We start from the raw sequence: 12,737 nt of genomic DNA, 5'->3' as shown, positions 1-12,737 counted from the left end.
CTAGCCCCGGCGCGCACATCAGCCCATGGTGACGCGGGTTCCTGCCCAGAGGCTGAGCCGCATGGCGAAGCCGTGGCCCGAGCGGCCCGTGAGCGCAGCGAACAAGAGCGGGAAGTGAAGGCGACGGTGGGTTAGTCGAACGATGCCGCCATGAAGTTGAGGTAGAGCTGCTCGGCGTCGGCCGCGAAGCCGACCATGGCCCGGTCGGCGTCGGCGGCGAGCGCGTCCAGTGAGCCGGGGCCGAGCGTCGTCTCCAAGGCGTCGCGGTAGGCGTCGATGGCGCCCCAGTTGCGCACCGTGTCGTTCTCTACTTCTACGTGGTACTGCATCGACCACGCCCGGGGACCGACTCGCATCGCCTGCACCCGGCACTCCGGCGAGCTGGCCAGCACGACTGCATCGTCGGGGGGCTGCGCCACCTGCACCGAGTGCCACTGCAGTGCGTGCTGGCGGTCGCTCATCTGGCGGAAGATCGGGTCGCTGCGGCCCTCAGGCGTGAGATCCACAGCCAGCACGCCGATCTCGGGTGGGCGCTGGGGCCCGCAGGTTCCGCCCAGCGCGTCAGCCAGCAGCTGGTGCCCGAGGCACAGCCCGAGGAACGGTCGCTGCAGCTCACGCACCCAGCGGCGGATGGCGCGCTTCTCGGGCACCAGCCAGGGGCAGTCCTCCACGTCCCACACGTCCATCGGGCCGCCCATCACCCACATGGCGTCGTAGTCCTCCAGCGGCGGGATGGACTCGCCCTCGTCGAGTTCCACCGCAGTCCACTCGACGCCGTCGGCCCGCAGGAAGTCGCGCAGCCTGCCCGGATGCTCGCAGTCGATGTGCTGTAGTACGAGGAGCCGCATCGCCCCCGTTGCTACCACGTCCCCGTTGCGCGCCAAGGCAGCGAACGGGTCACCGGCGGCCGGTTGCGATGCGCTGTAAACAGCCGAGGTCCCGGCTCAGCCTCTCAGCCGGGGGTGGTGCAGAGCCCGGCGAGACTGCCGATCGCCGTGTCGCGCCGGGGCTGGCGAACCTCGTGCTCGTCGTAGCCGTTGGTGGTGTAGCCGAGCGACAGGCCGGTGGCCGGGTCGCCCCAGGCGAGCTGCCCGCCGGCACCGTTGTGGCCGAACGCCATCGGCGACACGGTGCGGCCCAGCCCGCGCATGTTCGACAGGCCGTCATCGCCGGCCAGGAACAGCCCGATCGAGCGGTTGGCCGGCATGCCCATCGGGTCGGGCATCGTGTTGCGGACTTCGCCCGTGCCGGTGGCGAGCATCTCGGGGTCCCACAGGTCGTCGGGGTTGTGGAGCAGGGCTTGGTAGAAGAGCGCCAGATCGACCGCGGTGCCGAACCCGCCGCCGCCGGGCACGCCCACCTCGCGCACGGTCGGCTCGTTGAACCGCAGGATTGCCTCATTGGTGACCTCGGTCATGGGCAGTTCACGCACGCCGAACGTCGCCTCGAGCTCGTCGGGCGTGGCCGGCTCGCCCACCAGGATCAGCTCCGCGATGCCGTCCTGGTCGTCGGCAGCCAGGCCCAGCAGGCGGGGCAGCCCGAGCGGGCCGGTGACCCGGTTGTGCACCTCGTCGCGGAAGTCGTTGCCGGTGACCGCGTTGATGATCTCGGCAAGCACCCAGTGCGCCGACGTCGGGTGGTACTCGTAGCGGGTGCCGGGCTCCCAGTTGAGCCGCCAGTTCGCCATGGCGACCAGCCGCGACTCCGACGTGTCCCACGCCGGCGGCTTCAGCGGCGCATGCGGGAAGCCCGACGTGTGCAGCATCACCTGCTCGACGGTGATCTGGTCCTTGCCGTTCTCGCCGAACGCCGGCACGTAGCTGGCTGCTGTGGCGTCGAGCTCCACCACGCCTTCGCTGAGGAGCTGCCACATCACCGAAGCCACGAACGGCTTGGTGGCCGAGAAGATGCAGTAGCGGGTCTCGTCGGTGGCGTCGCCGTAGGTGGCCTGCGCGACGATCTCGCCCTCGAAGCCGACCGCCACCTGGCAGCTCGGCAGGAGCCCCGATTCGACCTCGCGCTTGCAGCGGTCGAGCAACGCGTCGATGCGGGATGGCTGGACAGTGGATGCGGCGTCAGTTGTTGTGCTCACGGCCTTGGCCTAGCACCCGCGGCTACCGTCTCGCTCCACAAGAGCGGGCAAGAGGCTGAGCCGGCAGGCGAAGCCGTGGCCCGAGCGGCCCGTGAGCGCCAGCGAACAAGAGCGGGCAAAACTGAGGGGGACCCAATGAGCGACAGCACACCGGCCAACGGCAAGATCGAGTTCGGGCTGGCAATTCGTCGCAGCGACGACATCGCGGGGGCCGCGCGTGAGATCGAAGCGCTCGGCTACGACTACGCCACCACCGGCGAGCACGTCTTCTTCCACGTGCCCACCTCGAACGGCTTCATCTCGCTGGCGGTGGCAGCGGGCGCCACCACCACGCTCAAGCTGATGACGTCGATCACGCTCATCCCGCTGTATCCGGCGGCGCTGTGCGCCAAGCTCGCGGCCTCGCTCGATGTGGCCTCCGGCGGGCGCTTCCACCTCGGCGTCGGCGTCGGGGGCGAGATGCCCTCGGAGTTCGAGGCCTGCGGGGTGCCGGTGCGCGAGCGTGGCGCTCGCACCAATGAGGCGCTCGAGATCATGCAGCGGTTGTTCACGGAAGACGACGTGACTTTCGAGGGCCGCTTCAACACGTTGAACGGCGTCACGCTCGCACCCAAGCCGGCGTCGCCGCCTCCGGTGTGGGTATCGGGCAGGCAGGACGCCGCGTGGCGACGGGCAGCACGCTACGGCGACGGCTGGCTTCCGTACATGTACACGCCCGAGCGGCTCGCGCAGTCGATCGAGGCAATCGCCGGCTACCGGGAAGACGAAGGCAACCCGACGCCGGTGGAGCCCGGCCTGTTCGTGTTCTTCTGCTGCCACGAAGACAACGACACGGCTGTCCAATACGCCGCTGAACGGCTGTCCAAGCAGTACGCGCAGGATTTCTCCCAGCTCGTTCACAAGTTCGCCATTGCGGGCGATCCCGACCGCTGCGAAGCGCGGCTGCGGGAGTACATCGACGCCGGCGCCCGCACCGTGGTGCTCAGCGCCGCCTCGCCCATGAGCTACATCGAAGAGAGCGAGCGATTCTGGGCAGCGGAGGTGCTTCCGCGCTTCCGCGAGGGGCAGGCCTAGTCGCCGAAAGGGACCCGATGTCGGCAAAGCGATTCTTCGAGACCACGCTGGCAGCGGAGCGCATCGACGAGCTGAGCGCGTCGGGAGCCTGGCCGAACCGGCTGCTCGACGAGCGGATCGACAGGTGGACTGCCGAGCGGGCGGGCGAGCCGGTCATCACCGATCACTTCGGCACCATGACCTGGGGCGAGCTCGGCGACGACGTGGACGCTGTCAGCAAGGGCCTGCTGGAGATCGGCGTCCGCCCCGGCACGGTCGTGCAGTTGCAACTGCCGAATTGGCGCCATTTCGTGGTGACAGCAGTGGCGTGCGACCGCATCGGCGCGGTGGTGAACCCGGTGGCACCGATCTTCCGGCACAACGAGCTCACGGTGATGAGCGAACTCGGCCGGCCGATGGTGGTGGTGACCGCCGACAGCTACCGGGGCTTCAAGCTCGCCGAGATGCACGCGGAGCTGCGCGAGCAATGCGAATGGGTCACCGAGCTGGTGGTGGTGCCATCGCCCGAGACCCTGCAGTCGGATGCCGACGGCGACGAGTCGTGGCTGCCGGAGGGCGCGATCACCTGGGAGGACCTGGTCGAGGAAGGCCGGTTCTCGTCGTACGACCGCGCCGCCGTCGACCTGTGCCGGCCGGGGCCCAACGACGTGTGCGAGATGATGTTCACCTCGGGCACCACCGGCCTGCCCAAGGGCGTCATGCACACCCACAACATCCTGTCGGTGGCCGTCGATGCCTTCCTCGACACGGTGTGCGAGGGGCTCGATCCGCACCCTGGCGCCGGCGCGCCGCAGGCGTACGTCACCCACATGGCCTCCACCCTGGGCCACCAGACCGGCTACCTCTACGGGATGCGGCTGCCGCTGTACACGGGCGGCCATGTCGTCATGCAGGACGTGTGGGATCCGGTGGAATTCGTGGGGCTCATCGGCAGGCACCGCATCCAGCTGTCGATGGGTGCGACGCCGTTCCTGGCCGATGTGCTCAATGTGGACGATCTGGCCGGCTACGACCTCTCCACGTGGCAGCGATTCCTGTGTGCAGGTGCGGCGATCCCTCGCCCGGTGCTCGAACGTGCGCTCGAGTTGCTGCCCGATTGCGTGGTGATGCCGGGCTGGGGCATGACCGAAACCGGCCTGCTGACCGTGGGCCGGCCCAGCGACCCGCTCGAGCGCCGGCTGACCGACGGCCGAGCCGTGGACGACAACGAAGTGAGGGTGATCGACGAATCCGGCCAGGCAGTGACCGACGCCGAAGGCGACCTGCAGTGCCGTGGCAGCGCGCTGTTCGCCGGCTACATGGCCGGGCGGGAGTTCACGGAGCAGTTCTGGACAGACGGCTGGTTCGACACGGGCGACCGTGCGGTCATGAACAGCGACGGATACATCAGCATTGCGGGCCGTACGAAGGACTTGGTGATCCGCGGCGGCGAGAACGTCCCGGTCAAGGAAGTCGAAGACGTGCTGCTGCGGCACCCCGCCGTGGGTGTGGCCGCAATCGTCGCCAAGCCCCATGAACGACTCGGCGAGATCGGCTGCGCGTTCGTTCAAGCCATCGGCGAGGCGCCGACCCTGGCGGAACTCACGGAGTTCCTCGACGACCAGCAGGTGACACGGCAGTTCTGGCCTGAGGAACTCGTCATCGTCGACGAGTTCCCGATGACGCCGAGCGGCAAGATCCAGAAGTACCGGCTGCGCGAACGCTTCGACTAACTGCGTTTGAACAGCAGCTGGAACTCCATGATTCCGTGGTCTTCGGCGGACAGGACGATGGGCACCTGCGGCACCGTCACGTCGAAGTCGGCGAAGGTGATCTCGACCGAGCCGACGACGGCGATGAGGCTGCCGACGAGCTGGGCTTCGATGTCGATGGTCACTGGCTGCGTGATGCCGTTGACCGTCAGGTCGCCCGATGCCATGAGGCTGATGGACTCGCCGAGTTCCACGGCGCCCTCGATGTGCAATTCCTCGCTGAGCGAGAACGTGGCCGTGGGGTGCTGAGAGGTCCCCAGCGCTCGCTGGACCGCGCCGTCGCGGCGGCTGTCGTCGGTCCGCAGCGTGGTCAGGTCGACCTCGATCTCCACGGAGGTCACAGATTCCTCCGCGATCACCAACGTGCCGCTGACATCGCCGGTGCGGCCTACGGCCGTGAATGCGCCGATGCGCGCCAGCTCCTCGTCAACGCGGAAGCCGGCGAACGAGCCAGTGGCGTCCTCCAGGGTGAACTCCCCGGTCTCGGCATCCACGGCCCACGTGCCGTCAAGCTCGACGACGGCCGTCGCCGCATCGTCGGATGTCGTGTCGTCATCGGTGCCGCTGTCGCCGCTGGCTGTGTCGCCCGCGCCGTCGCCCGCATCGCCGTCGCCCGCATCGCTCGTCTCGCTGCTGCCGTCGGTGTCCTGCGCAGCGTCGTCGCCTTGCCGGGCATCGCTGCCGGTGTCGGGCGTGGCCGCTTCCGGTTCGACATCTTCTTGGGCCTGTTCGGCCACTTCGACCGCTTCGGCCAGGCTGACCTCTTCGGGGGCATCGCCGAGCACTCGCCACACGCCGACAGCCGCTGCGGCAGCCACGACTACGAGCAGCGCGACCACCGTCACAACCGTCCGGCGCCGGGGGCTCATGGCGGCTCACGGTAGCTTGGGGCCGCTCATGAAACTGCGCGACCTGAGAACCGGACTGACTTTCGACGACGTACTGATCGTGCCGCAGCGGTCGTCGATCCGCAGCCGCAGCGACGTGTCGGTGCGCACTCGCCTGTCCCGCAGCATCCCGCTGGATCTGCCGGTGATTGCGGCCAACATGGACACGGTCTGCGAGCACGAGATGGCGATTGCCATGGGCCGTCTGGGCGGCGCGGGCATCGTCCACCGCTTCATGCCCATCGACGCGCAAGCGGCCCAGATCGCCGCCATCAAGAACGTCGACGACGGCTCACTGGTGGCCGGCGGCGCGGTAGGCACCGACCACGACATGGGCGACCGAGCCAAGGCGCTGGTGGCAGCAGGAGCCGATGTGCTGGTGCTCGACATCGCGCACGGTCACGCCGATCACGCCATCGACGGGGTGCGCCGCCTGAAGGACAACTTCGCCGATACCGACGTGATCGCCGGCAACGTGGCCACCATCGACGGCGCGATCGACATGGCCGAAGCCGGTGCCGACGCGATCAAGGTGGGCGTGGGACCGGGCGGGGTCTGCACCACGAGGCTGGTGGCCGGGGTCGGCGTGCCGCAGTTGTCTGCGACCGACAGCGTGGTCAACGGGCTGGCCGATGCGGGGTTCGACGTGCCGGTCATCGCCGACGGCGGCATCAGGACATCGGGCGACATCGCCAAGGCGCTGGCCGTCGGTGCCGAGACTGTGATGATCGGCAGCATGCTCGCCGGAACGAAGGAGAGTCCCGGCGAGGTCGAGCAGGGTCCGCATGGGCTGCGCAAGCGCATCCGCGGCATGGCCAGCTTCGAAGCCATCGAGGCCCGGGCCGAGCGTCACGGCGAGGAAATCGACGACGAGTACTTCGAACAGCGGGCGCCTGAAGGCGTCGAAGGCACCGTGCCCTACCGCGGCGAGGCCGGCAAGCTGATCGGCGAGCTGATGGCCGGCCTTCGCAGCGCCATGAGCTACACCAACGCCCGCAACCTGGCCGAATTCACCGAGCGCACCGAGTTCGTCGCCGTGACGCCGCTCGGGTTGGCGGAGAACACCCCGCACGCCACCCTGTCGTACTGACGGGTACCTCTGCCCGCCAGTCGAGGAGTTCCGACATGGGAAGCGAACCGTCCAGAGACCTCATCGCGCTCGACGACCCCTACCCCGACCGCGACTACGAGGTGCGCTGCACCACGCCTGAGCTGACCTGCGTGTGCCCAGTGACCGGGCAGCCCGATTACGCCACAGTCGATATCGCGTACATCCCCGATCGTCGCATCGTCGAGCTGAAGTCGCTCAAGCTCTACCTGTGGAGCTACCGGGACGAGCCGGTCCATCACGAAGCCATCACCAACCGCATCCTCGACGACCTGGTGGCGGCGGTCGCCCCCAAGCAGGCCACCGTGGAGACACGCTGGCTGGTGCGAGGCGGCATTACCACGACGGTCACGGCCCGCCATCCGGCCCAGGCATCGCTGGGCTGAAGCGGCGGCACGCCTGACCGGAGGCCGTCTGGCGGCCTCAATACACTCGATCCGATGCCATTGTTGGCACCCGCCGACAGGCGCATTCTGCGCGAGCTGCTCACCCGTGGGGGTACGGCCGAGATCGGCGAGATCAGCGCGGCCGTGGCGCTGGACAACCAGACAGTGCAGACCTCGCTCGACACCCTGCAGGAATCGGGCATCGTGGCGCAGGCCGGCTCCGTGCCGGGTCTGCGGGGCGCTCGCTGGTCGCTCACCCGCCATGGCCATGAAGTGGGGCCGTCACTGGTCGGCAGCGATCTCGCCGGTGCCCCCGATGGCCGTGAGGCGGCCGGTCCGGCCGACCCGGCCGAGGGCTGGGGCTTTCCCTGGCGGCCGCCGAAGCCCGAAGCGCCGCTCTATGCGACCGGCCTGAGCCGGCGTGCGCGCCGAGCGGCCGACCGCGCCGTCATCGGCATTGCGGGGCCGCCGCCCAAGCGCCGTGGCCGTGGCCGTGCGATCGTGGCGATCCTGCTGGCGGTCGCCACCATCGGTGTGGGCTTCGTGGCGGTGAACGCGTTGCGCGTCACCGAGATCACCGTCTCGGGCATCAACGACGGCGCGATGGTGCGGCCGGCTGGGCTGGCCGGGACCGTCCTGGAGTTCAGCGTCGACGGTGGTGATGTCACCTCCGCGCAGATGCTGCTCGACGGCTTCCCGGTGAGCGGAGTGCAGCGCTACGACAACCGGATCGTGTGGCCAGTGCCGGAGCTGACCGAGGGCGCGCACGTCGTGACGCTCGATGTCGATCGACGCTTCTTCGGCACGGCAACGGCAGCGGTCACGTTCACGGTCGACGGGACGCCCCCCGCCGTGGAGCTGCCAAGGGTCTTCGAGCCGGTGGCATTGGACGAGCCGGTGGTGCTGGCCGGGTCGGTCGAGCCGGGCGTGTCGCTGCAAATCGGGGATCAGCGCGTCGACACGGCATCGGGCTCGTTCAGCCTCACCCTGCCGAGTCCGCCCGGCGGCCCAGTGCCGGTGATCGCTACGGACGCTGCCGGCAACAGCACCGAATTCGACGTCATCGTGCCCATCGGCTACCCGCACACCACGGGAGTTCACGTCACGGCCGCGGCATGGGACCACGACGGGCTGCGCGAGTCGGTGGTGGAGCTCATCGAGCAAGGTCGCATCAACGCGGTGCAGCTCGATCTGAAAGACGAGGATGGTCGCATCGGCCACCGGACCAACGTCCGGCTGGCGCAGCTGTCAGGTGCGTCGAGAGAGCTCTACGACTTGCGGGAGGCCATCGACGAGCTGCACGACCTCGGTGTGCGGGTGATCGGGCGCATCGTGGCATTCAACGACCCGACGCTCACTCGATATGCCGTTGCGAACGGCGACCTGGACTGGGTGGTGCAGACGCCTGATGGGCGCCCGCTGGCGAAGTACGGCGGGTTCACCAATTTCAACAACCCGATCGTGCGGCAGTACAACCTGGACATTGCCGCAGAGGCCGCCGAGGCCGGCATCGACGACATCTTGTGGGACTACATGCGCCGGCCCGAAGGCGACCTGAGCGGCATGCGGATTCCCGGCTGGGACGGCGGCGACCCCTCACCGGTCATCGTGAGCTTCCTGGCCGAGGCAAACTCCATGCTGCGCGAGGCGCAGGTGTTCCACGGTGTCTCGGTGTTCGGCATCGCTGCCGACCGCGGCGAGTGGGTGGCACAGGACATCGGCGCCATGTCCGACCACGTGGACTATGTGGCGCCCATGGTGTACCCGTCCCACTGGGGGCGCGGCGAGTACGGGGTGGTGCACCCGGAGGCGCAGCCCTACGACATCACCAAGGCCTCACTGGCCCAATTCCAGCGCGTGCTTGCGGGCACCAACACAGCCGTCGTGCCGTGGCTGCAGGACTTCTCGATGCGGGTGAACTACGGCCCTGCCGAGGTGCGCGCCCAGATCGATGCCGCCGCCGACCTCGGCATCAGCGACTGGCTGCTGTGGGATCCCCAGGTCACCTACACCAACGAGGGCATCCCGGTCTCGTACCGCTAGAGACGATGGCTGCCTGTGCATCGCCCCGGCGGGGCGGGCATCATGTGGCGCCGATCCGGCGCACCCCCACAACCCGAGGAGCACCCATGGCCACCCTCTCAGCCGAACCGCTGTCCAAGTCCTACGCCACCGTCAACGGCAAGCAGATGGCGTACCACGATTCCGGTTCGGGCGATGCGGTCGTGTTCCTGCACGGCAACCCGACATCGTCGTACCTGTGGCGCAACATCGTGCCCCACGTGCGGCCGCACGCTCGGGTCGTGGTGCCGGATCTGATCGGCCAGGGCGACTCCGACAAGCTCGACGACACCGGGCCCGACTCCTACCGCTTCGTGGAACACCGCGAGTACCTCGACGGCCTGCTCGACCAGCTCGACCTGGGCGACAACATCACGTTCGTGATCCACGACTGGGGATCGGCGCTCGGTTTCGACTGGGCCAACCGGCACCGCGACCGCGTCGCGGGTCTCTGCTACATGGAGGCCATCGTGCGGCCGATGAGCTGGGCGGAGTGGCCCGAGGCGGCGGCCGGCATCTTCCAGGGCTTCCGCTCCCCCGCAGGCGAGGAGATGGTCATCACCAAGAACCTGTTCGTCGAGGCGGTGCTGCCCGGCTCGATCCAGCGCAAGCTGTCTGACGAGGAGATGAACGAGTACCGGCGCCCGTTCGTCGAGCCCGAGCACCGGCGTCCCACGCTGACGTGGCCGCGCCAGATCCCGATCGAGGGCGAGCCTGCCGACGTCACCCAGATCGTGACCGACTACGGCGAGTGGCTGTCGGGCTCAGACGTGCCGAAGCTGCTCGTCAACGCCGATCCGGGCGCGATCCTGAACGGTCCGCAGCTGGAGTACTGCCGCACCTGGCCGAACCAGACCGAGGTGACCGTCGCGGGCAATCACTTCTGCCAGGAAGACAGCCCCGACGAGATCGGACAAGCGATCGCCGACTGGCTCCAGAACCGTTGAGCTAGCTCAGCCCGACCGCTTCGCGGGCTCGGGCCTCGCGCTGTTTGCGCTCGATCTCTTCGCGCTTCTCCACCGGCGTCTGGTTGGTGATCACCTGGTACAGGTCGGTGTCGATGTCATCGAGGACGACGTCACCGGCCAGCACTGCTGACTTCCAGTCCTGATGCTCGGCGTCGCGCTCGTGGAATTCCGGCATGACCTCCGCGGCGAACAGCTCGAGGCTGGAGCAGATGTCCTCGTGGGTGTTCTTGCCGGCCTGGTTCAGCAGGATGAGCTGATCGACGTGGGCGTCCTCGTACATCTCCAACTTCTGGCGGATGGTGTCGGGTGAGCCCACGAGGCCGACGTTGTTGCTGGCCTTCTGGCCCTTCGGCGATTTCTTCCACTCCTGGTACTCGTCCCACAGGTTGACCGAGCCCGGCTCGACGGGTCCGTGGGAGTTGTAGAAGACCAGCGAGAACTGGAAGAACGTCCAGCCCTCGGCCTTGGCCTGGGCCTCCTCGTCGGTCTCGGCGCACATGAATGGGCTCACCACGGCCACGCCGGGGTTGGTCTGGTAGTCGCAGAGCAGGTCGAGGTGGTTGAGGTAGTTGTTGTAGTAGGCGTTCACCCAGGCCCGGGCGGCGTCGGCCGACACGAATGAGAAGCCCAGCGCTCCCATGCCTCGCTGGGCCGCCATGACGATCGTGTCGAGCTGGCTGCACGCCACCCACAGGGGCGGATGCGGCTTCTGGTACGGCTTGGGCACCACGTTTCGGGCGGGGAACTTGAAGATCTCGCCGTCGTAGCTGTGGTTGACCTCTTGGAACATCGGCATGAGGCAGCGCACGGCGTCTTCCCACACGACGCGCTTGTCGCGGAAACGGCGGTCGAAGGGATGCAGTTCAGTGACCGATGAGCCCTCGCCGATGCCCAGCTCGACCCGGCCGCCGCTCACGATGTCGAGCGTGGAGACCCGCTCGGCCACGCGGGCTGGGTGGTTGGTGGGCAGCTGCACGATGCCGTGCCCGAGCCGGATGTTCTTCGTGCGCTGGCTGGCTGCCGCCAGGAACACCTCGGGCGCCGAGCTGTGGCTGTACTCCTCGAGGAAGTGGTGCTCGACCTCCCACGCGTAGTCGTAGCCGAGCTTGTCGGCCAGCTCGATCTGGTCGAGCGCCTGCTGGAAAAGGACGAACTCGGAGTCGTCGTTCCACGGCCTCGGCAGCTGCAGTTCGTAGAAGATCCCGAACTTCATGGTGTGTCCCCCTGTGCGCTGGACCGCCGGTCATCCTATGTGGGCGCTCCCGGTGCTGACCGGGGCGGGCCCTGTCAGCGAACACCCCGCAGTCCTCGCAAGCTGCGGGCTGCGGGGGCCCCGTTCGCTGCCACGCACCCCTCCCTTGGCGCGCACACGGACCCTCGCGAGTGCCGTCGTATCGGACCGCTTGGTATTGGCCGAGTGCACCTGAGTTTCGCCGTCTGGCGGCTCTACATACAGGGGTGTTTGGAAGGGAATGGGGGCGGTGGGAAGATATGAGCGTGAACACCGTTGGATTCGTGGGGCTGGGCACGATGGGCGGACCGATGTGCGCTCGCTTGGCCGGCGCCGGCTACCCGGTCACGGCCTTCGACCTGAATGCTGACGCGCTCGATGCCGCGGTGGCAGCTGGCGCGATCGCGGCTGGCTCGGCCGCAGCAGCAGCTTCTGGCGCCGATGTCTTTCTGACCTCGTTGCCCGCTCCACAGCATGTCGAGGCGGTGATGGGCGATGCCGGTGCGCTTGCGGCGCTGTCTGCCGGGTCGGTGTGGGTGGATTTGACTACGAGCCGCCCGGAGCTGATCCGGCGATTGGATGGCGAGGCTCCTGAGGGCGTCGCTGTGGTGGACTCGCCGGTCACGGGTGCCGTGGACGGTGCTCGCAACGGCACTTTGACGCTGTTTGCCGGAGGCGAGACGGCGGCGGTTGAGCGGGTGCGACCGGTGCTGGAACGGCTGGGGCGGGTCATTGTGTGCGGGGCGTTGGGCACGGGGTGCGTGACGAAGCTGGTGACCAATCAGCTGTGGTTCGTGGGCGCTGCCGCACTGGCCGAGGGGCTGGCGGTCGGAGTGCGCAATGGGGTTGAGCTCGGCGACCTCTGGGAGGCGATCAAGGGCAGCGTCGCCGACAGCTTCGTTGCCCGCCACGACGCGCCCAGCATCTTCGCCGGGCACTACGACCCGTCATTCTCGCTGGGCTTGTGCGTGAAGGACCTCGGGTTGCTGGGCGAGTTGGAGACCATCGTGGGCGCCGAGCTGCCGATGACCGCCGCAGCGCGGGCTGCCTTCGAACGAGCGGCCGAGCGCTACGGCGTGGACGGACCCGAGCTGAGCGTGGCCCGCCGCATCGAGGACGACGCCGGCCTGTCGCTGCGGCTCGACGGCGACTGGGTTCCGCACTGGGAGGCGTAGCGAG

At 68.3% G+C, this 12,737-nt stretch carries 11 protein-coding genes; 7 read left to right on the top strand and 4 right to left on the bottom strand.

Annotation, left to right across the window (positions count from 1 at the left end; translation table 11 throughout):
* Window positions 1–131 precede the first annotated feature (131 nt).
* Together ACOGXD_RS08535 and ACOGXD_RS08530 are read right to left on the bottom strand one after the other, a co-directional pair.
* Window positions 132–848, bottom strand: a complete 717-nt coding sequence (locus ACOGXD_RS08535) for a type 1 glutamine amidotransferase (protein ID WP_419914149.1) — start codon at window positions 846–848, stop codon at window positions 132–134.
* 104 nt (window positions 849–952) lie between these two features.
* Window positions 953–2,092 (bottom strand): serine hydrolase domain-containing protein, encoded by a 1,140-nt coding sequence (locus tag ACOGXD_RS08530; RefSeq protein ID WP_419914147.1) that lies wholly within the window; start codon window positions 2,090–2,092, stop codon window positions 953–955.
* 135 nt (window positions 2,093–2,227) lie between these two features.
* Here ACOGXD_RS08530 and ACOGXD_RS08525 point away from each other — a divergent pair, with 135 nt between their 5' ends.
* Both ACOGXD_RS08525 and ACOGXD_RS08520 read left to right on the top strand, forming a co-directional pair.
* Complete coding sequence (locus ACOGXD_RS08525) at window positions 2,228–3,166, top strand: LLM class flavin-dependent oxidoreductase (protein WP_419914145.1); 939 nt, start codon at window positions 2,228–2,230, stop codon at window positions 3,164–3,166.
* A gap of 17 nt (window positions 3,167–3,183) precedes the next feature.
* On the top strand, window positions 3,184–4,878 hold the full coding sequence (locus ACOGXD_RS08520; protein ID WP_419914143.1) for an AMP-binding protein: 1,695 nt from the start codon (window positions 3,184–3,186) through the stop codon (window positions 4,876–4,878).
* Here the strand turns inward: ACOGXD_RS08520 and ACOGXD_RS08515 are convergent.
* Entirely contained in the window at window positions 4,875–5,786 is a 912-nt protein-coding gene (locus ACOGXD_RS08515) for a YceI family protein (protein ID WP_419914141.1), read from the bottom strand. The genes ACOGXD_RS08520 and ACOGXD_RS08515 overlap by 4 nt on opposite strands.
* Before the next feature lie 28 nt (window positions 5,787–5,814).
* On the opposite strand from ACOGXD_RS08515, the gene guaB reads away from it, so the two are divergent.
* The 4 genes from guaB to ACOGXD_RS08495 all read left to right on the top strand — a co-directional run bounded on the left by guaB (window position 5,815) and on the right by ACOGXD_RS08495 (window position 10,306).
* A complete protein-coding gene (gene guaB, locus ACOGXD_RS08510) occupies window positions 5,815–6,894 on the top strand; it encodes an IMP dehydrogenase (RefSeq protein WP_419914139.1) in 1,080 nt (359 codons plus the stop codon).
* 35 nt (window positions 6,895–6,929) lie between these two features.
* Complete coding sequence (gene queF / locus ACOGXD_RS08505) at window positions 6,930–7,298, top strand: preQ(1) synthase (RefSeq protein ID WP_419914137.1); 369 nt, start codon at window positions 6,930–6,932, stop codon at window positions 7,296–7,298.
* A 54-nt stretch (window positions 7,299–7,352) separates the two neighbouring features.
* Window positions 7,353–9,341: a putative glycoside hydrolase gene (locus tag ACOGXD_RS08500; RefSeq protein ID WP_419914135.1), complete on the top strand. Its 1,989-nt coding sequence runs from the start codon at window positions 7,353–7,355 to the stop codon at window positions 9,339–9,341.
* Between the two features lie 86 nt (window positions 9,342–9,427).
* Window positions 9,428–10,306 (top strand): haloalkane dehalogenase, encoded by an 879-nt coding sequence (locus ACOGXD_RS08495; RefSeq protein WP_419914133.1) that lies wholly within the window; start codon window positions 9,428–9,430, stop codon window positions 10,304–10,306.
* A 1-nt stretch (window position 10,307) separates the two neighbouring features.
* On the opposite strand, the gene ACOGXD_RS08490 is transcribed toward ACOGXD_RS08495, so the two are convergent.
* On the bottom strand, window positions 10,308–11,540 hold the full coding sequence (locus ACOGXD_RS08490; RefSeq protein WP_419914131.1) for an LLM class flavin-dependent oxidoreductase: 1,233 nt from the start codon (window positions 11,538–11,540) through the stop codon (window positions 10,308–10,310).
* Window positions 11,541–11,824: 284 nt separating this feature from the next.
* Here ACOGXD_RS08490 and ACOGXD_RS08485 point away from each other — a divergent pair, with 284 nt between their 5' ends.
* Complete coding sequence (locus tag ACOGXD_RS08485) at window positions 11,825–12,733, top strand: NAD(P)-dependent oxidoreductase (protein WP_419914129.1); 909 nt, start codon at window positions 11,825–11,827, stop codon at window positions 12,731–12,733.
* The last annotated feature ends 4 nt before the right edge of the window (window positions 12,734–12,737 follow it).

The sequence above is a fragment of the Candidatus Poriferisodalis sp. genome (assembly GCF_965204125.1).
Classification (GTDB): Bacteria; Actinomycetota; Acidimicrobiia; order Acidimicrobiales; family Poriferisodalaceae; genus Poriferisodalis.
The sequence above is the reverse complement of the archived record's forward strand: the minus strand, read 5'-3'. Positions and strand labels throughout refer to the sequence as shown.

Coding starts and splice junctions, on each gene's coding strand:
- ACOGXD_RS08535 (WP_419914149.1), bottom strand. CDS start 848: ATGCGGCTCCTCGTACTACAGCACATCGACTGCGAGCATCCGGGCAGG.
- ACOGXD_RS08525 (WP_419914145.1), top strand. CDS start 2,228: ATGAGCGACAGCACACCGGCCAACGGCAAGATCGAGTTCGGGCTGGCA.
- ACOGXD_RS08520 (WP_419914143.1), top strand. CDS start 3,184: ATGTCGGCAAAGCGATTCTTCGAGACCACGCTGGCAGCGGAGCGCATC.
- ACOGXD_RS08515 (WP_419914141.1), bottom strand. CDS start 5,786: ATGAGCCCCCGGCGCCGGACGGTTGTGACGGTGGTCGCGCTGCTCGTA.
- guaB (WP_419914139.1), top strand. CDS start 5,815: ATGAAACTGCGCGACCTGAGAACCGGACTGACTTTCGACGACGTACTG.
- queF (WP_419914137.1), top strand. CDS start 6,930: ATGGGAAGCGAACCGTCCAGAGACCTCATCGCGCTCGACGACCCCTAC.
- ACOGXD_RS08500 (WP_419914135.1), top strand. CDS start 7,353: ATGCCATTGTTGGCACCCGCCGACAGGCGCATTCTGCGCGAGCTGCTC.
- ACOGXD_RS08495 (WP_419914133.1), top strand. CDS start 9,428: ATGGCCACCCTCTCAGCCGAACCGCTGTCCAAGTCCTACGCCACCGTC.
- ACOGXD_RS08490 (WP_419914131.1), bottom strand. CDS start 11,540: ATGAAGTTCGGGATCTTCTACGAACTGCAGCTGCCGAGGCCGTGGAAC.